The sequence below is a fragment of the Sphingosinicella rhizophila genome, from assembly GCF_032378825.1.
In the GTDB taxonomy this organism is placed as follows: Bacteria; Pseudomonadota; Alphaproteobacteria; order Sphingomonadales; family Sphingomonadaceae; genus Allosphingosinicella; species Allosphingosinicella rhizophila.
This window is the reverse complement of record NZ_JAVUPU010000002.1, coordinates 1-18138: the sequence shown is the minus strand read 5'-3', so window position 1 is coordinate 18138 and position 18138 is coordinate 1. Positions and strand designations below refer to the sequence as shown.

Here is an 18138-nt window from a genome sequence, read left to right as displayed (position 1 = left end):
GTCGCTCCCTATCCTGCTTTGCGCTGCTGCGTTGCCTGCCTGCTATGGCCTAGCGCGTCGGCAATCAATGCCGCCTGTTCGGCTGCGTGGCGCTTGGCCAGGCCGGTCGCCGGAGAGGCCGCCCGCTTGCGGCCGGCATAAACCGGCCGCGTCGGACCCACCTTGGCTTCCGCCAGGCATTTTTCGATCCGCGGGCGGACGAAGTCCCAATAGCCGCTATTCTTCGGTTCTTCCTGGGCCCAGACCAGTTCTTCCAGCCCTGTCATGCGTTGCAGCCTTATGGTCAGCGGCTCGGAGGGAAAAGGATAAAGCTGCTCGAGCCGGACGATCGATATTCCCTTGTCGCCTGCCTCGTCGCGCGCCTCCATCAGTTCATAGGCGATCTTGCCCGTGCAGAGGACGAGCCGCCTGACGTCCCTGTCGTCCGGCGCTGACGGATCGGAAAGAATTCTTCGGAAATGGCTTTCGCCCGAAAAATCGTCGAGCGCCGACACGGCCTGCTTGTGCCGGAGCAGCGATTTCGGCGTCATGATGATCAGCGGCTTCCGGAAGTCGCGGTGCATCTGTCGGCGGAGGATATGGAAGTAATTGGCCGGGGTGGTACAATTGGCGACCTGCATATTGTCGTCGGCGCAAAGCTGCAGGAAGCGCTCCGGCCGCGCGGAACTATGTTCCGGCCCCTGGCCCTCATAGCCGTGCGGAAGGAGCATGACGAGGCCGCTGGCACGAAGCCACTTCGCTTCGCCGGCGGCGATGAACTGGTCGATGATGACCTGAGCGCCATTGACGAAATCGCCGAACTGGGCCTCCCAGAGCACCAGAGTGCGTGGATCGGCGATCGAATAGCCATATTCGTATCCGAGCACGCCGAACTCGGAGAGCGGCGAATCCCGCACTTCGAAACGCGCTCCGTCGATCTGGGTCAACGGGATATATTTGTGGCCATCGGTCTGATCGACCCAGACGGAATGGCGCTGGCTGAAGGTGCCGCGGCCGCTGTCCTGACCGGACAGGCGCACGCTATAGCCCTCGCGCAGCAACGTGCCGAACGCGAGTGCCTCCGCCGTCGCCCAGTCGAAGCCGGACCCGCTGGCAAGCATCTCGGCCTTGGCGTCGATGATCCGGCGCAATGTCTTATGGACCGCCAGGCCCTCGGGAATGGTTGTGAGCGTCGCGCCGACGTCGCAGAGGACCTCTTTGGGAACACTGGTCGAGACATTGCGCCGCTCGGTTTCCGGCGTACCGGGCCGGCCGAGACCGGACCAGCGGCCTTCGAACCAGTCGGCCTTGTTCGGTAGAAAGGATTTGGCGGTTTCGAACTCACCTTCCAGCAGAGCGGTGAATTCCTCGATGCGTGCAGCGATCCAGGCCTCATCCACCACGCCTTCGCCCAGCAGGCGGGCGCCGTAAATCTCCGAAATGGGAGGATGCTTGCGGATCGCGGCATACATGAGCGGCTGGGTAAAGCTCGGCTCGTCGCCTTCATTGTGACCGAAGCGGCGATAGCACCACATGTCGATGACGATGTCGCGATTGAACCTCTGCCGATATTCGATGGCGAGCTTGCAAGTGAAGGTCACCGCCTCGGGATCGTCGCCATTGACGTGCAGGATCGGCGCCTGGACCGACTTGGCGATGTCCGATGGATAAGGCGAGGAGCGCGCGAATTGCGGGGAGGTGGTGAAGCCCACCTGATTGTTGATGACGAAATGGATCGTGCCGCCCGTGCCGTAGCCGGGCAGGCCGGAAAAGCCGAAACATTCGGCGACGATGCCCTGGCCGGCAAAGGCGGCATCGCCGTGGAGAAGGACCGGCAGCACGGCATCGAGCGCCACATCGTCGTCACCCCGGCCGACCTGGATCGCGCGCACCTTGCCGAGCACGACCGGGTCGACGGCCTCCAAATGGCTGGGATTGGCGGCGAGCGACATGTGGACCTTGATGCCGTCGAACTCGCGGTCGGACGATGTGCCCAGATGATATTTGACGTCGCCCGACCCGCCGACATCCTCGGGATTGGCCGAGCCGCCGGCAAATTCCGAGAAGATAGCGCGATAAGGCTTGGCCATGACATTCGCGAGCACGTTCAGCCGGCCGCGATGGGCCATGCCGAAGACGATCTCGCGGACGCCATATTGGCCGCCATATTTGATCACACTTTCCAGCGCCGGCACCATGGATTCGCCGCCGTCGAGGCCGAAACGCTTGGTGCCGACATATTTGCGGGCCAGGAACTTCTCCCACTGCTCCGCTTCGATCACTTTCTGCAGGATCGCCTGCTTGCCGACGTCGGTAAAGCTGATGGTGGCATCGCGGCCTTCCATCCGTTCCTGGAGGAAGCGGCGCTCCTCCAGATCGTTGATATGCATATATTCGAGGCCGACATTGCCGCAATAATTGGCCCGCAGCACCTCGACCAGCTCGCTTATGGTCGCATATTCGAAGCCCAATGTGCCGCCGACGAAGACGGGGCGATCCAGCTCGTCCGGACGAAAGCCGTGAAATTCCGGCGTGAGATCCGCCGGCAGTTCAAGCTGCGACAGCCCCAAAGGATCGAGATTGGCGGCGAGATGGCCACGCACGCGATAGGTGCGGATCAGCATCATCGCCCGGATCGAATCCTCGGCCGCCTGCTGGATCTCGGCCCCGGACTTGCCGGCGGCCTGTGCGGCCGCTTTGGCCCTGGCCGGGACGCCATCGATCGTCATCAGTGTCGGATCGAGGCCGGCATTGAGGGCATCGAGCTCGATCAGCGGCCAATTGTCTCGCGCCCAGCTGGGCCCTGGTTCCCGCGCACCATCGCTGAAGATATCCACGTGCTTGTCGCCTTTGATCCTGCGGATTGGAAACGTGCGCTTCCCTCTGCCTGCGTTCAGCCCTTCAAGAGTTCGGCCAGGGTCGTGCCAAGCTCAGATGGGCTCGGCGATACCCGAATTCCAGCAGATTCCATCGCGGCGATCTTGTCCTCGGCGCCACCTTTGCCGCCGGAGACGATCGCCCCGGCATGGCCCATGCGGCGGCCCGGAGGCGCGGTGCGGCCGGCAATGAAGCCGACCGTGGGTTTGGCCCGGCCGGCCTTGGCCTCGTCCTTCAGGAACTGCGCGGCATCTTCTTCGGCCGACCCGCCAATCTCGCCGATCATGATGATCGACTTGGTCTCCTCGTCCGCCAGGAACAGCTCCAGCACATCGATGAAGTTGGTGCCGTTGACAGGATCGCCACCGATACCGACCGCCGTCGACTGACCGAGCCCTTCATTGCTCGTCTGGAACACGGCTTCATAGGTCAGGGTACCGGATCGGCTGACGACGCCGACCGACCCCTTCTTGAAGATGTTGCCCGGCATGATGCCGATCTTGCATTCGTTGGGCGTCAGCACGCCCGGGCAATTGGGGCCGATCAGCCGCGACCTGGAGCCGGACAGGGCCCGCTTGACCCGCACCATGTCCAGCACCGGAATGCCTTCGGTTATGCAGACGATGAGCGGCACTTCCGCATCGATCGCTTCCAGGATCGAATCCGCCGCAAAGGGCGGCGGCACGTAGATGACGCTGGCATCGGCGCCGGTCCGGTCGACGGCTTCCCTGACCGTGTTGAAGACAGGCAGACCGATATGGGTCTGGCCGCCTTTTCCGGGCGTGACGCCGCCAACCATCTTGGTCCCGTAGGCGAGCGCCTGCTGCGTGTGGAATGTCCCCGTTTCCCCGGTCATCCCCTGGGTGATCACCTTGGTCGCGGCAGATACGAGAATGCTCATGGTCTCGGGGTTGTCCTTAGGAGAGGCTGGGATCGATTGACTTGCAGGCGTCGAGCAGTTCCCTGACCGCGTCGACCGAGACCTGGAAATTGGCCTTGGCGCTGTCGTCCAGATCGATCTCGACGATGCGCTCCACGCCCTCGGCGCCGATGATCACGGGAACGCCGACATAAAGATTGTCGACGCCATATTGGCCGGTCAGATTGGCGGCGGCCGGAAGCAGCCTCTTTTTGTCCTTGAGATAGGATTCGGCCATCATGATGGCGCTGGTCGCCGGCGCGTAGAAGGCCGACCCGGTCTTGAGCAGCCCGACGATCTCGCCGCCGCCCGAGCGGGTGCGCTGGACGATCGCGTCGATTTTTTCCTGGGTCGACCAGCCCATCTTGATGAGATCCGGAATCGGAATGCCGCCGACCGTCGAATAGGCAGGCACCGGGACCATCGTATCGCCATGACCGCCTAGCACGAAGGCCGTGACGTCCTCGACAGACACATTGAATTCCTCGGCGAGGAAGTGGCGGAAGCGAGCGGAATCGAGCACGCCGGCCATCCCGACCACCTTGTTGTGCGGCAGGCCCGAAAATTCGCGCAACGCCCAGACCATGGCGTCAAGCGGGTTGGTGACGCAAATCACGAAACTGTCCGGAGCGTGCGCCTTTATGCCCTCGCCTACCGCCTTCATCACCTTGAGATTGATGCCGAGCAGGTCGTCCCGGCTCATGCCGGGCTTGCGGGCGACGCCGGCCGTGACGATACAGACGTCGGCGCCAGCGAGATCGGCATAATCCTGGCTGCCGGTAAGCCTCGCATCATAGCCCTCGACGGGCCCGGCCTGGGCGAGATCGAGCGCCTTGCCCTGCGGAATGCCCTCGGCGACGTCGACGAGCACGATATCGCCCAACTCCTTGATCGCAGCGAGGTGCGCCAAGGTTCCACCGATCATGCCTGCGCCGATAAGCGCGATTTTCTTCCGAGCCATCGAGACTCCAACCTTTCCTGATTCGAACGGGACCCGGCTGCGATCACAGCCGCGAGATGCGGCGCGCTTAGACCGGTCGCAGCCGAGGGGCAACCTCCTCGGCTCTACAAGCCCGTCATTGAAGCGATGTGACATCCTCGTCCAGCCCGTGGCCGCGGGCAAGATAGTCGTGCGATTGCATCTCGATCAGACGCGAGATCGTTCGTTCGAATTCGAAGGCGCCATCCCCTGCCGGGTAAAGCGCCTCCGGCGGCGCGTCGGCCGATGCGAGCAGCTTCACCTTATGTTCGTACAAGGCGTCGATCAGGGTCACGAAACGCGCCGCCTCGTTGCGCTTGTCGGTGCCGAGCCGGGGAATGCCGACGATGATGACGCTGTGATATCGTCGGGCAATCGCCAGATAATCCGCCGCGCCGCGCGGTTCCCCACAGAGCCGCTTGAAGGAGAAGACGGCGACGCCCTTGAGGCTTTTCGGGACATGAAGGTTCCGGCCGCCGGGGACCTCGATATCTTCGGACGGCACATGGGCCCGGTCTTCGGGCGGATAATCGGTCAGACGGAAGAAGGCACTGCGGAGCGCCTCGGTGGCCTCGCTACCAGCGGGTACATGCCAGGTGGCGACTCCGCCCAGCCGCAAAAGCCGGTAGTCGGTCGGCCCATTGAGCGGCACCACCTCCAACCTCTGCTCGATCAGATCGATGAAGGGCATGAACAATTCACGGTTGAGGCCGCCGAGATACAGGTCGCGTGGCGGCCGGTTCGAGGTGGCGATCACACTGACGCCTTCTTCCAGAAGATTGGCGAACAGCCGCGACAGGATCATCGCGTCGGCGCTGTTGTTGATCACCATTTCGTCGAAGGCGAGCAGGCGGACGTCGGTCGCAATCGCCTTCGCTACTGGGGGAATCGGGTCCCCTTTCTCCTTCGCCCGTTCGCTGCGCAACCGCCGATGCACCTCCAGCATGAATTCGTGGAAATGAACGCGGCGCTTTTCCCGGATGCCGATCGCGGCGCAGGCAAGGTCCATCAGCATCGATTTGCCGCGTCCGACGCCGCCCCACATATAGATGCCGCGTGGAGATACCGGCGTCTTGCCGGCCAGGCGCGACCAGAAACCCGCCTTGGGCGCCTGTTCCAATTCCGCGGCCAGGCGATCGAGTGACGCCACCGCCCGGCGCTGATCGGTGTCCGGCTTCAGTTCACCCGCGGCCAGCAGGGCTTCGTAGCGATCGAGGACCGCCGTCACATCCACGCCCTTCCAAGCCTTGAAATCAGACGGCCCGCTCGACCAGCATCTTCTTGGTCTCGGCGATCGCCTTGGCCGGATTGAGCCCCTTCGGGCAGACATTGGCGCAGTTCATGATCGTATGGCAGCGATAGAGGCGGAATGGATCCTCGAGTTCGTCGAGGCGCTCGCCGGTCATCTCGTCGCGGCTGTCGGCCAGCCAGCGATAGGCCTGGAGCAGAATGGCTGGACCGAGGAAGCGATCCGAATTCCACCAATAACTGGGGCAGGACGACGAGCAGCAGGCACACAATATGCACTCGTAGAGCCCGTCCAATTTGGCACGATCCTCGGGGGATTGCAGGCGTTCCTTACCCGACGGATCGGGGCTCACCGTCTTCAGCCAGGGCTCGATCGAGGCATATTGCGCGAAGAAATGGGTGAAATCCGGAACCAGATCCTTGATCACGTCCATATGCGGCAAGGGAGTGATGCGGATTTCGCCCTTATAATCCTCTATCGCCGTCGTGCAGGCGAGGCCGTTGCGGCCATTCATGTTCATCGAGCATGAACCGCATATGCCTTCGCGGCAGGAGCGACGGAAGGTGAGCGTCGGATCCACCTCATTCTTGATCTTCAGCAAGGCATCCAGCACCATCGGTCCGGTCTCGTCGAGATCGAGCTCGAAGCTGTCGTAGCGCGGATTTTCCGCCGTATCGGGATCGTAGCGATAGATTTTGAAGCTGCGGACCCGCTTCGCCCCGTCCGGCGCCTTGTACGTCTTGCCGCGCGGCTTGATCTTGCTGTTCTTCGGGAGGGCGAATTCGGCCATGCTTCATCCTTTGCTGGCGCCGGGATAACGATCTCAAGGAAAATCGCAAATCCCTGATAGGGCCGAACCCTAAGCAGCGACGCCCGGACCGGCGGCCTTCCGTTCGAGAATGAGCTTCGCGATCCGGTAGGTCCGCTCATTGTCGACATCGACCGCATGACGTCCATCGGCCAGCACAGCGGCCCTGACCCTTCCGCCGAAGCGCCTGGAAAGACGCTTCATCGCGCCGCTCAGCGAAATGAGGCGGAAACGAAGCAGGAGGATGTTGATCAGGCCGAAAGCACGAATCATGCGCTTCGGGCTCTTCGCGAACTGGCCGCCTTCCCGGAAGGTCTCCGCCATCGCGAGGGCCTGCCTACCCGCGAGCGCGTAGAGGTTGCAGTTCGAATAGGCGTCGTCGGAAAATTCGTAGAATCGGCGTTGCGCCTCGGGATGGCTGGCGAGAACGCTGCTCTTGCTCGCGAGCGCCACCACGGCATCGGCACCGTGCTCGATCTCCTGGAGCATCTGGAGCACCGCGCCGGGGGTCAGATTGACATTGTCGGCGGTCGTCAGGACGATCGGCCCTTCCACCCCTTCCGCCGATGCATAGGCGCTTTCGGTGATCGTTTCCGCCGAAGGGACATAATCGACCGGAATGCCCCTTTCACCCGAGGCACCGGCGACCCGCTTCACCGCTTCCACCGCTCCGGGCTCGATACAGACGCGGATCCGTTCGAGGCCGGGAACGGCAATAAGGGCGTCGAGCACATATTCGATCAGCGGACGGCCCAGGATCGGCACCAGGCATTTGTGGGTGACACCGGCTTCGGCGGCCAGCGGATCGATCCGGCCGCCGCGCTGTGCCGCAAGGATGACGGCTGTGAAGGTGTGGGGCATGGGCGGCTCGGATCCTCTTCTGCCAGCCGCGATAGCGGGGCGCCGGATATTGCTCAATGATCTGGGGTCAGGACGCCAGGAGATTGTGGCGTGCGAGGCTTTCGCACAGGATCGTCTCGACCAATTGGGATTGGCTGAGCCCGGCAATCGCGGCGGAACGGCCATAGACCTTCTCGGACCAGAGATTGCAGTTGAGGTTGACCTCCAGGAACCGGACCTCGCCGCCTTCGCGGTCGAGCCGGAATTCGAAACGGCCATAGTCGAAAGGTCGGAATTCCTGCATCAGGTTGATCGTATGTTCGGCGATGATCGGCGCCCATTTAGAATCGACGAACTCGACCAGCCGATATTTCTGGCTGCGATCGACCAGGTCGCGTTTTTCCGAATAGGTTCGAAGATGCGAAGGATCGGCCTGTTCGAACAGCATCATCGGCATGATCACCGGCTTTCCGTCGACCGTGATGACCGGCACTTCAACATCGCTGCCGTTGAGGAAAGGCTCGACGATCGCGTCATGACCCTGGGAATGGATGTCGGCCACGGCCGCCTCGACGCCCGTCCAGTCGTGCGCGTCCTGCACGCCCCAGCTCGCCGAAGAGGCATTGGGTTTGATGACCAGCCGATCCCCATCGGGGCAGGCTGTGCGATCGACGGGAGCGCCGCGGCGATAGATCGCCCAGGGGGCGGTCGGTATGCCGCGCCAGGCCGCCGCCAATTTCGTGAGATGCTTGTCGTCCGACATGCCGCGCAAGATAGGGCTGGCGCCCAGGAACGGAATGTCGTGCCGCGTGCAGAGCAGGGGCAGCATCATCTCGCTGTTGAGGAAACCTCCGCGGTTCAGCAAAGGAAAGACGAAGTCTACCTCCGGCTTGTCGAAGAGCGCCTCATACCTATCCTCGAGAACGAGATTCAGCCCGAGCCCACGCAATATCTCCCGTATCTCGACATGATAGATTGCGTGATTGCCGTCCTCCGGATGGAGGCCCCCTTCCCATTTCGCATGTTTGGCGATGAACATGATGCGCAGCCGCCGCTTCGCTTCGGCAGGAATCATGAGCGGTTGAACGATATCGGACACTAAATCTCGCTTTCGAAAGAACCATGCTTGAGAGCCTGGCGTTGCGGTCATAATGGCGGGGCTGTGGAAGAGCCAGCCGCCAGCAAATTGAATTCTACCGCCGAACGGGCGTCGCTGTTGATGGCCTGCGGCGGGGACGGACGCATCCTCCTCGAGCCGTCGACCGGCCTCAACCGTTACCACAGCGCCCCGCGTCCCCGCGATATTCTGGCTTATGCATCCTCGACCGCCAATGACATTTCCGAAGAAGCCTTCGCCCACGTCGAAGAACTGGCGGAGGAGATGGGCGGGTCTCTGTCCGGCCCGGCTTATGGAGATCGGCTCGAGCAGTTGCGAAGACAGATCCGATCAGCTTACGCCATTGCCGGCGATGTTGAAATCGTCTTCGCGCCGTCCGGAACCGACCTCGAATATGTCGCGCTCGGTTGCGCCGCCGGCCGGGCTGCCAACGGCATCCAGAACATCCTGATCGGCGCCGACGAAGTGGGAAGCGGCTGCATCCATTCCGCTCACGGGCGCTATTTCGCCCGCAAGACCGCGCTCGGCCTTCCCGTCACGCCCGAAGCGCCCGTACCCGGCTTCGGCAACGGCTCCGTGGAAACGATCGACTTTCCCGTGCGTGACCAATCGGGTCACGCACTTCCTTCGGGAATGATCGTTGCCAAGATCGATGAAGCGATCGCGGCGGCGGCGCTCGATCAGCGACATGCTTTGATCCATGTCGTGCACGGTTCCAAGACCGGTCTGATCCTGCCCGCGCTGGCGGATCTGGACGGGCTGCTCTCAAGGCATGGGGAGAATATCAGCTTCGTGGTCGACGCCTGTCAGGCCAGGATCACCCCCGCGGCAATCAATGCCTATCTCGATCGGAACGGGATCGTCTTCGTCACCGGTTCCAAATTCATGGGCGCTCCCCCGTTCAGCGGCTTCGCGCTGGTGCCGCAAGGCGTCGCGGCCCTGGCCCGTCCGCTCGCGGAGGGCTTCGCGACGATCTTCAGGCGCTCCGAATGGCCGCGCGGGTGGCCGGGTGCCGACCAACTGCCCGACGATGCCAATATCGGCCTGCTTCTCCGCCTCGAGGCCGCGATCTTCGAGCTGGAACGTTTCCAGGCCCTGGGGCCGGAGGAGGTCGGCCGGGTCGTCCTCGCCTTCCACCAGGCGGTGCGAAGCGCGATCGTGGAAAGGTTGGGCATACGCCGCGTAGCCCCCTACCCTCCTGGCGACAGGATCGAAGCGGATAGACATCCGATCGAGATGCGGACTTTGTCGACGCTCGATCTGTCGACGCTGAATGGGGGCGCCAGCCTGGATGATGCGCTGCACTGGCATCGCCGTTTGGTCGAGCGAGGCATCCGCCTCGGCCAGCCGGTAAAATGCGTCAGGACCGCCAACGGCGCTTGGGGAGCGACCCTTCGTATCGGCCTGTCGATGCCGATGATCGTGGAAAGAGCGCGCCTTGCGGACGATTCGCTCGGCCGATCCTTCGAAGCCGACATGGAGGTCGTTGCCGACGCGATCCTGGCCTGTGCGGCATGACCGGCAGCCAGCACATTCCCGTTGTTCAGGCCGCCTGCGACGCCTCCACGGAAATCTTGTCTACCCGATCGATCACGCCTTGCCGCAACATGCTATGGGCAATGATCGTCTCCACCAATTCGACGTGACTCACGCCGAGCAAGCGGGCGGCGCCGGAAACGGTCTTTTTCGACCATAGGTTGCAGGACAGGTTGACCTCCATGAACTTGAGCTCGCCGGTTTCGGCGTCATGGCGATATTCGAACCGGCCATAATCGAACGGCCAGACCTCCGGCAGCATGCGGCCGGTATAATCTGCGAGGCGTTCGGCGAGCACGGGATCCTCGATCCTCTCCAGGATTTCCCTGGGCGCTTCGACGAGCGCCCGTTTCTCTTCATAGGACCGGAAATTGTCGTCCTGCCCTGGCATGCGGAAGCGCATGGCCGGGAGGATCACTGGACCATCGGCGCCAACGACCGGTATGACGACGTCGCCGCTTCCGAAATGCGGCTCGACGATGACGTCATGGCCCTCGCCGAGCACGTGTTCGGCATGCCCGCGCGCATCCTCCCAATTGTCGAACGCGCCGACCCCCCAGGAGGCCGAGCTCGCATTGGGTTTCACGACGAGCTGCTCCCAGTCGAAGCGCGGTCGTTCGACGGGCCGTCCGCCGCGCCGGAAAATCTCCCAGGCCGTCACCGGCACCCCGCGATGCGCGGCCGCAAGTTTCATGAGATGCTTGTCATCGCCAAGACCGCGGATGATCGGCGAGGCGCCCATGAATTTTATGCCGTGGCGGGTCAGCAACAAGGGCGCCAGCATCTCGCTGTTGAGGAACCCGCCCCGGTTCAGCAGGATGACGACATAATCGACGTCGGGCCGCTCGAAGATCGCTTCGTAGCGGTTGGCGGCCACCACATTGAAGCCGATCTCTTCCAGCGTGGTCCGCATCTCATGGTGATAGATCGCATGATTTCCGTCAGCAGGATCGGGCGCCCCCGTGCCGAGCGCGTGCTTGGCCAGGAACATGACCTTCAGACGGTTCTTGTCCGCTTTGGAAATCTTCAGAATGTGCATGAATATATCCTGCTCTAACGAGGAGCCATTGGCCGAAATCTATGGCTTAATTGCGACTTCCCGCATGTGGAGATGATGACGCACGAGCTGACCGAAACGGGTGTCGCCGATGCCGCGCCCGGTCGCGCGCTGGGCAACGACGATGCAAGGCTTGCCATTGCCTTCGATGAAGACAGGGCCATCCGGCGTGAATGCGAGATCCCAACCGACCATGCTATATTCCGGAAAAGCGGCGGCGTGCGCTTGAAGCACCAGCTTTTTGGCGGCCTCCCAATCGGGAAGCCGGAGGCCCGCGACCTCGCCCCCCGTCACTGGATGCCTGCTGATCTCGCCAGCAGCCTTGCCACGGCAGGCGGGACCAAGGCGACCGGTGATCGGGTCGATCGGCGCCATCAGGCCGCCAGCCTTGATATTGTCGACGATGGCTGTCGCCAGGGATGGAAAGCGAAGCACCGATGTGACGAGCTCGGGATTCCCCTGCTCGTCCTTTATGGTGGTTATACGCGCTGTCGGCAGCGCCGCGAGCGCGATCTGCTCGAGGGTCTGATGCGGGATCATTTTGGCCTGAACCAGCCAGAGCGAACCGCCCAGCCCAGGCTGATCTTCGAGGAACCGCGCGAACGCGGCCCTGTCGCCGCCGGGCCATTCGATCAGGCGAAATCCGCTTCCGCCCTCGCCGTCCGCCGGCTTCATCGCCAGGGTGGAACCAGGCGGGACCGACGCCACCCGGGCCTTGCCCCCAACGATCGTGGCCAACACCACAGGATGGGGAAGATCATGTTCGGCGGCGCGGGCGTAGAACAGGATTTTATCGGCGAGCGCGCAATCGTCACGCCAGCAGGCCGGATTGATGCGCTTGCTGATGGCTGCATATTCATAGCGGCGCATGAAACAGCGCAGGTCCTGGCGCCGGTCGATCCGGAACAAGGCAAGATCGTTCGGATCGGCGAACCCTTCCCGGCCGATGCGCACGGCCGATCTAACCCAATCGTCGCCGAGGCCGTAACGTCGCGCAACCTGGCGCGCGCGGAACGGGACCCACAACCGGAAAAGTAAGCCGGTCACCGCGTCCAACAGCGCACGCGGCAAAAGGCGCTCCCTACGCCGCAGCGCATAATATTGGCTGAGAAAATCGGCCGAGACGGGCGCCACCACGCCCGGATAGAGCGCGAATGCCTTTTTCAGACGGTAGACTGAGAAACGCCCCATGCCCATGAGCTTGCAACCGTCCGAGGAATGTTGATGCCGAATTGATACTGCGCCCGGCACCCGGCCGCCAGTGGCTTGCTCATCCGGGACTCAGGGGCTCAGGACCTCCCGGTCACGCGCACCCCAATTCAGATTGCGCGTGACATACATGACCGCAGCCAGCGCCACGAACAGCATCAGCGACCCGATCAACAGCGAGAAGGCCTCGAGGCTGAGCAGGATGTAAAGCACGACATAGAGCGCGATGAGCAAGGCGCAAATGAAGCCCGCCCTCCGCCAGCTCTTCAGTACGGCAGCCGAATAGGCCGTGTTGAGGCCGACGATAGCCGCGCTCGCCAGGATATAAGCAGGGGTGAAGCCGATCACCTCGGCAAAGGCGAGCAGCATGATGAAGAACAGGACCAAGGCGGCCCCGACGAGCAGATATTCCACTGCAGAGACGCGCACGCCGCCGATCACGTCGAACAGCAGGAAGGCCAGGAAAGTAAAGCCGATGAAGAGGAACCCATATTTTGCCGAGCGGTTCACTTGCGAATAAAGGTCGACAGGCTGGATAAGGCTGACGCGCGCTTCGTGCCCGGGGGCGGCCGTCCCACCCGCATAGGGGTCTGCCGGCACGACACGATCCGTCAGGGGACCGGGCGATGCCTTCGTGCCCGTGCTCACCAGGGATTGGCCGAGCGCCAGATTGCCCACCCGATAGGTAGCGGTGAATCCCTTGTCAGAGACATTTCGCGACACGGGCAGGAAACCGCCCTGGAAAGAAGGGTGCGGCCAGGACGAGGTCAGTCGCCATTGCGTATCGCCCGCTTGCGGCGCCAGCGACAGCCAGCCATTGCCGCGAACGTCGAATGCGAAGGAGACGTTGATCGGCGCACCGGCGAGCCCGGCCGCGTCCAGCCAGGCAAAGAAGCCGGCGCCGCTGGTCGCGGCCGTACCGCCGCCCGGCTGAAGCCCCAGTGTCGTGCCGCCGACGCGCACCCGCGGAGGGCGGCCGAAAAGGCCGCGTGGATCGCTGATGCCGAAGCGGAGCTCGGCGCGGTCCAGCGCCATATCGGCGGCCGCGACGCCGAAGCGGCTGAGATCGGCGGGCATGGCGAACCGCGCATTGCCGCTCACCTCGGCCTCATAGACCACCACTTCGTAGATCGAACGCTGGCGGCGCTCCGGGTGGATCCGGGTGGCAAGGTCCACCAGCTCAGGCGACAAGATCAATTCCTGCCACACCTGCCGGGAACGAACGACCGGCCGATTCGCCTCCTCCACCGTTTCGGTGATGGTCGTGCGATAGGGAATGACCAGCAACGGACCCGCCATCACCTGGGGTCCTCCCCAGCCTTCCGCGATCGATGCCTTGGCGAAATTGGACTGCTGTTGCCGATCGTAGTTGATGAGCCATACCGAAAAAAGCGGCACCGCGAGAAGCAGGCCGATCAGGATGGCGAAGGCAAGCTTCTGTCCGGGAGAACGTTCGCCAGTGAGCAGGGCCATAACATCTCCTGTTTCGATTCATCGTACTTGTAGCACGGTTCATCGTCAACCGCGATAGTAAGACGTGCGATGCAGCATCTTCATATCCGCCAGATCAAGTCGAACGAGGTATGATGTGTGTGTTCGCGGCCGGCTCTCCAGCGCTCAACTTAGAATTTTTTCTTATTGGGTGACGGATCGCCAGTAGGCATAGCCGGGCCAGGCTCTGCCCCGGCCATGTGCCGCTGCACGTCGGAGCTGGGTCGGTACGTGCATGCCCTCCCAGACCGTTCCGGCGCCATTGAAGGGCTCAGTAGATGCGGGCCTTGGGCTTGATATAGGCGATATCGTCGGTGAGCGTATAGTCATGGACCGGACGGTAATCGATCCGGACTTTGCCTTGGTCGAACCAGGCGATCGTGTGCTTCATCCAATTCTTGTCGTCGCGGTTCGGATAATCCTCATGCATATGCGCGCCGCGGCTTTCCTTGCGGTTGGCGGCGCCGTGCATCGTCACCACCGCCTGGCCGATCAGATTGTCCAATTCCAGGGTCTCGATCAGGTCCGTGTTCCAGATGAGGCTGCGATCGGTGACGGCGATGTCGCGCATCCGCCCATAGACGGCGTCGATCCTGGCCCGGCCGTCGGCAAGCGAGGCTTCGGTGCGGAACACGCCGCAATCGGCCTGCATCGTCCTTTGCATCTGGAGCCGAATCTCCGCGGTCGGACTGGCGCCCTTGGCATTTCGGAAGAAATCCAGGCGTCCGAGCGCCATTTCCTCCGATCCCTTCGGCAGCGCGGGCTGCTTGTCGCCCGGCTTCACAAGCTCCCCCAGCCGATGGCCGGTGGCGCGCCCGAACACAACGAGGTCGATCAGGCTGTTCGATCCGAGCCGGTTGGCACCGTGGACCGAAACGCAGGCGGCTTCGCCAACGGCGAACAGTCCGGGCACCACGCTGTCGGGATTGCCGTCCTTCAGCGTCACCACCTCGCCATGATAGTTGGTCGGGATGCCGCCCATATTGTAATGAACTGTCGGAACCACCGGCAGCGGCTGACGGGTAAGGTCGACGCCTGCGAACACCTTGCCGGTTTCGGTGATGCCGGGCAGGCGTTCGGCGAGGATCTTGGCATCGATATGGTCGAGGTGGAGGAAGATATGATCCTTCTCCTTGCCGACCCCGCGGCCTTCGCGAATCTCCATTGCCATCGAGCGAGAGACGACGTCGCGTGAGGCGAGGTCCTTGGCCGATGGCGCGTAACGCTCCATGAAGCGCTCGCCTTCCGAATTGGTCAGATAGCCGCCCTCGCCGCGCGCGCCCTCGGTGATCAGGACGCCCGCGCCATAAATGCCCGTCGGGTGGAACTGGACGAACTCCATGTCCTGGAGAGGCAAGCCGGCGCGAAGCACCATCGCGTTGCCGTCGCCGGTGCATGTGTGCGCCGACGTCGCCGAGAAATAGGCGCGGCCATAACCGCCGGTCGCGAGCACCACCGCCTTGCTCCGAAAGCGGTGGATGGTGCCATCCTCCATGCACAACGCGATCAGGCCGCGGCACTCGCCGCCTTCCATGATCAGGTCGATGGCAAAATATTCGATGAAGAAGTCGGCGTCATATTTCAGGCTCTGCTGGTAGAGCGCGTGCAGCATGGCATGGCCGGTGCGGTCGGCGGCGGCGCAGGTGCGCTGCGCGGGCGGACCTTCGCCCATATTCTGCATCATGCCGCCGAAGGCGCGCTGATAGATACGCCCTTCCGCGGTGCGGCTGAACGGAACGCCGGCATGTTCGAGCTCATAGACGGCGGCCGGAGCCTCGCGGCACAGATATTCGATGGCATCCTGATCGCCGAGCCAGTCGGAACCCTTGACCGTGTCGTACATGTGCCAGGTCCAATGGTCCGGGCCCATATTGCCAAGACTGGCGGCGATGCCGCCCTGCGCTGCGACGGTGTGACTCCGGGTCGGGAAGACCTTGGTGACGCAAGCCGTCTTGAGGCCAGTCTCGGCGGCGCCCATGGTCGCACGGAGGCCCGAGCCGCCGGCGCCGACCACGACGACATCATAGAGGTGATCGATGATCTTATAGGCTTCAGCCATTCGTAACGTCTCCGCCAAAGGCGATCTTGAGCACCGAGAAAAAGGCGAGCGCGCCCCCGGCGATGGTGAGGAAATTCAGCAGGGTGATGGAAAAGAGTTTCCACCCGTCCTCATGGACATAATCCTCGATCACGACCTGCAGCCCCAGTTTCAGATGCCAGAAGGTCGAAACGATCAGCAGCAGCATGGGCACCGCCGCGACCGGACTGGCCAGCCATGTCGTGACCGCCTGATGATCCAGCGACGGCAGGCGCAGCAGCGACATGAGCAGCCAGACGAACAGGACCAGGGTGGAAATCGAGGTCAGCCGTTCGAGCCACCAATGATGGGCGCCGGATCGCGCCGAACCGAGACCGCGGACGCGAGCGATGGGCGTTTCCATCTTCATCATTTCACCATCACAATATAGGCCCACAACAAGGCGGTGAGGACGGCCGAACCGACCAAGGTCATGTTCGCCCAGAACTTGTTCGTCGTGAGCTCGAAGCCCGCACCGATGTCCATCACGAAGTGGCGAAGGCCCGAAAGCGTGTGCTGGAAAAGGGCCCAACTCAAGCCGATGCCGACGAAGATGCCATAAGGCGAAATCGCCCAGCTGACGAAATATTCATAGGCTTCCGCGCCGGTGGCGGCGGCCGTCAGCCACCAGATCAGGGCCAACGCCCCGATCGTGGCGAGGCCGGATCCGGTGATCCTGTGAAGGATAGATACCAGCATGTGCGGGCCCCAGCGCCACACGCTGAGGTGCGGCGAAAGCGGGCGCTGTGGATTGCGGTGCATGACATGCTCCCTGTGGACGCGCCGCTTCTAGGGTCCGGACCCATAAACGGCAATGCCGGGACAAAGGGAGATTTGGCTTGTGCCAGGCGCGAGTGGGCCAACGCCGCCAAAAGCCAAACATCCCCTTTCCCCTCCGGGATGGCATCAGAGCGGGCGCCTGGATTTGTCAAGCAGCCTCGTCCGCGACCCGCTCTGATTCCATCACGCCTTGCTGTTTATGGGTCTGGACCCCCAGACAAGTGCAGGAGGTTGCAAGCTACGCCGTCGGAGAAGCGATTGGCTAAGGCGATCTTAACCGGTCCCGCCTTAACAATTGCGAAAGCGGCTTGTGCAACAGGATCGGCAATGACGGCGACAGGACAAAACCGGATAAGCTTGGACGAACGGATCAGCTTGTTCGACGATGGCCGGCTGGCCGAGAATTGTCGCGAGATCGGCGCATTGCTCGCCGATGAGCTTACCCGGGTCGCCCAACGTTATTGGATGCAGATAAAGAGTGCTGCCCGCGGCGGGAGTGGCGAAGCGGACAAGAGTCTGCAGGATCTGGTCAAACTCACCCTTCCCTATCTTGCCGCGAAATATGGCGATGTGCGGGGACAGCGCTGGGTCGACCTGATCGGGGAGCATGTTCAGGGCGCCGCCGACCGGAATATTTCGCTGACGACGACCATCTCGGCGATCGGTGCCGCCGTCGCGGAAACCCATTCTATCCTGGGACAGAAGCTGGGCAATGATCCGGAGCGGCTCGATCGCCTTGCGCGCTGTCTGACCCAGATGACCTTGCTCGAGGTGGATCTCTACGCAGCCCATTTCGATCTCCTCCGCGCGCGGACGGAAAGTCTTGAGCGGACGGCCCGCGGTACCCAGTTCAACGGGGAGATCGTGAACGTTGCGGAACGGACGTCCGCCGACAGCAAGAAGCTTCGTGCGCAGGCGGCAGACGCTTCTTCCGCCGCCCGAGGCATGCTCGGCAAGACTGCGGAAGTTGCGGCTGCGGCGGAGCAGTCGGCGCTTGCCATGCGCGAAGCCACCCAGACCGTTGCCGGCCTGATCCGCGCCATCGAGGATGCGCGCAGCGAGGTCGAGGTCGCCGCCGACGTAGCGGTTCGCGCGGGCGAACAGGCGAGCCAGGCGGTGGTCGTCAGCAACGTACTTTCTGATCATGTCCAGGCGATCGAATCGATCCTGGGTCTGATCCGGGATATTGCCGGCCAGACCAATTTGCTGGCGCTCAACGC

The 18138-nt window shown here is 62.8% G+C and carries 14 protein-coding genes and 1 pseudogene; 2 read left to right on the top strand and 13 right to left on the bottom strand.

What is annotated here, in order from left to right; genetic code table 11:
• Positions 1-8: 8 nt before the first annotated feature.
• The 7 genes from RQX22_RS03140 to RQX22_RS03110 all read right to left on the bottom strand — a co-directional run bounded on the left by RQX22_RS03140 (position 9) and on the right by RQX22_RS03110 (position 8726).
• Entirely contained in the window at positions 9-2816 is a 2808-nt protein-coding gene (locus RQX22_RS03140) for a 2-oxoglutarate dehydrogenase E1 component (protein WP_315723592.1), read from the bottom strand.
• A 56-nt stretch (positions 2817-2872) separates the two neighbouring features.
• Positions 2873-3757: a succinate--CoA ligase subunit alpha gene (sucD, locus tag RQX22_RS03135; protein ID WP_315723590.1), complete on the bottom strand. Its 885-nt coding sequence runs from the start codon at positions 3755-3757 to the stop codon at positions 2873-2875.
• Positions 3758-3773: 16 nt separating this feature from the next.
• Entirely contained in the window at positions 3774-4736 is a 963-nt protein-coding gene (gene mdh, locus RQX22_RS03130; RefSeq protein WP_315723588.1) for a malate dehydrogenase, read from the bottom strand.
• A 115-nt stretch (positions 4737-4851) separates the two neighbouring features.
• The gene (zapE, locus tag RQX22_RS03125; protein WP_315724572.1) at positions 4852-5982 is read right to left on the bottom strand and encodes a cell division protein ZapE; all 1131 of its coding nucleotides are present in this window, start codon (positions 5980-5982) and stop codon (positions 4852-4854) included.
• A gap of 25 nt (positions 5983-6007) precedes the next feature.
• Entirely contained in the window at positions 6008-6793 is a 786-nt protein-coding gene (locus RQX22_RS03120) for a succinate dehydrogenase iron-sulfur subunit (protein WP_315723586.1), read from the bottom strand.
• Positions 6794-6862: 69 nt separating this feature from the next.
• Positions 6863-7672, bottom strand: a complete 810-nt coding sequence (locus RQX22_RS03115) for an NTP transferase domain-containing protein (protein ID WP_315723584.1) — start codon at positions 7670-7672, stop codon at positions 6863-6865.
• Between the two features lie 67 nt (positions 7673-7739).
• Positions 7740-8726, bottom strand: coding sequence for a D-alanine--D-alanine ligase family protein (locus RQX22_RS03110; protein ID WP_315723583.1), 987 nt, complete (start codon positions 8724-8726; stop codon positions 7740-7742).
• 111 nt (positions 8727-8837) lie between these two features.
• Here RQX22_RS03110 and RQX22_RS03105 point away from each other — a divergent pair, with 111 nt between their 5' ends.
• Entirely contained in the window at positions 8838-10286 is a 1449-nt protein-coding gene (locus RQX22_RS03105) for a hypothetical protein (RefSeq protein ID WP_315723581.1), read from the top strand.
• 25 nt (positions 10287-10311) lie between these two features.
• Here RQX22_RS03105 and RQX22_RS03100 read toward each other — a convergent pair whose 3' ends face one another.
• From RQX22_RS03100 to sdhC, 6 genes are all read right to left on the bottom strand, one after another.
• Complete coding sequence (locus tag RQX22_RS03100; protein ID WP_315723579.1) at positions 10312-11343, bottom strand: D-alanine--D-alanine ligase family protein; 1032 nt, start codon at positions 11341-11343, stop codon at positions 10312-10314.
• A gap of 39 nt (positions 11344-11382) precedes the next feature.
• Complete coding sequence (locus RQX22_RS03095; RefSeq protein ID WP_315723577.1) at positions 11383-12552, bottom strand: sugar-transfer associated ATP-grasp domain-containing protein; 1170 nt, start codon at positions 12550-12552, stop codon at positions 11383-11385.
• A gap of 90 nt (positions 12553-12642) precedes the next feature.
• Positions 12643-14043, bottom strand: a complete 1401-nt coding sequence (creD, locus tag RQX22_RS03090) for a cell envelope integrity protein CreD (RefSeq protein WP_315723575.1) — start codon at positions 14041-14043, stop codon at positions 12643-12645.
• Positions 14044-14332: 289 nt separating this feature from the next.
• Positions 14333-16120: a succinate dehydrogenase flavoprotein subunit gene (gene sdhA, locus RQX22_RS03085; RefSeq protein ID WP_315723573.1), complete on the bottom strand. Its 1788-nt coding sequence runs from the start codon at positions 16118-16120 to the stop codon at positions 14333-14335.
• A complete protein-coding gene (gene sdhD / locus RQX22_RS03080; RefSeq protein ID WP_410001589.1) occupies positions 16113-16502 on the bottom strand; it encodes a succinate dehydrogenase, hydrophobic membrane anchor protein in 390 nt (129 codons plus the stop codon). Before sdhD ends, sdhA begins: the two co-directional genes overlap by 8 nt.
• Before the next feature lie 5 nt (positions 16503-16507).
• Entirely contained in the window at positions 16508-16900 is a 393-nt protein-coding gene (gene sdhC, locus RQX22_RS03075; RefSeq protein ID WP_315723571.1) for a succinate dehydrogenase, cytochrome b556 subunit, read from the bottom strand.
• Between the two features lie 345 nt (positions 16901-17245).
• Here sdhC and RQX22_RS03070 point away from each other — a divergent pair.
• Positions 17246-18138: pseudogene (locus RQX22_RS03070) on the top strand (methyl-accepting chemotaxis protein); the annotation flags it as partial.

What these genes read in the sequence shown, in the direction of transcription:
- sdhC (WP_315723571.1), bottom strand. Translation starts at nt 16,900, where the DNA reads ATGCACCGCAATCCACAGCGCCCGCTTTCGCCGCACCTCAGCGTGTGG.
- RQX22_RS03100 (WP_315723579.1), bottom strand. Translation starts at nt 11,343, where the DNA reads ATGCACATTCTGAAGATTTCCAAAGCGGACAAGAACCGTCTGAAGGTC.
- sdhD (WP_410001589.1), bottom strand. Translation starts at nt 16,502, where the DNA reads ATGGAAACGCCCATCGCTCGCGTCCGCGGTCTCGGTTCGGCGCGATCC.
- RQX22_RS03095 (WP_315723577.1), bottom strand. Translation starts at nt 12,552, where the DNA reads ATGGGGCGTTTCTCAGTCTACCGTCTGAAAAAGGCATTCGCGCTCTAT.
- sdhA (WP_315723573.1), bottom strand. Translation starts at nt 16,120, where the DNA reads ATGGCTGAAGCCTATAAGATCATCGATCACCTCTATGATGTCGTCGTG.
- RQX22_RS03110 (WP_315723583.1), bottom strand. Translation starts at nt 8,726, where the DNA reads ATGATTCCTGCCGAAGCGAAGCGGCGGCTGCGCATCATGTTCATCGCC.
- RQX22_RS03115 (WP_315723584.1), bottom strand. Translation starts at nt 7,672, where the DNA reads ATGCCCCACACCTTCACAGCCGTCATCCTTGCGGCACAGCGCGGCGGC.
- creD (WP_315723575.1), bottom strand. Translation starts at nt 14,043, where the DNA reads ATGGCCCTGCTCACTGGCGAACGTTCTCCCGGACAGAAGCTTGCCTTC.
- mdh (WP_315723588.1), bottom strand. Translation starts at nt 4,736, where the DNA reads ATGGCTCGGAAGAAAATCGCGCTTATCGGCGCAGGCATGATCGGTGGA.
- RQX22_RS03120 (WP_315723586.1), bottom strand. Translation starts at nt 6,793, where the DNA reads ATGGCCGAATTCGCCCTCCCGAAGAACAGCAAGATCAAGCCGCGCGGC.
- sucD (WP_315723590.1), bottom strand. Translation starts at nt 3,757, where the DNA reads ATGAGCATTCTCGTATCTGCCGCGACCAAGGTGATCACCCAGGGGATG.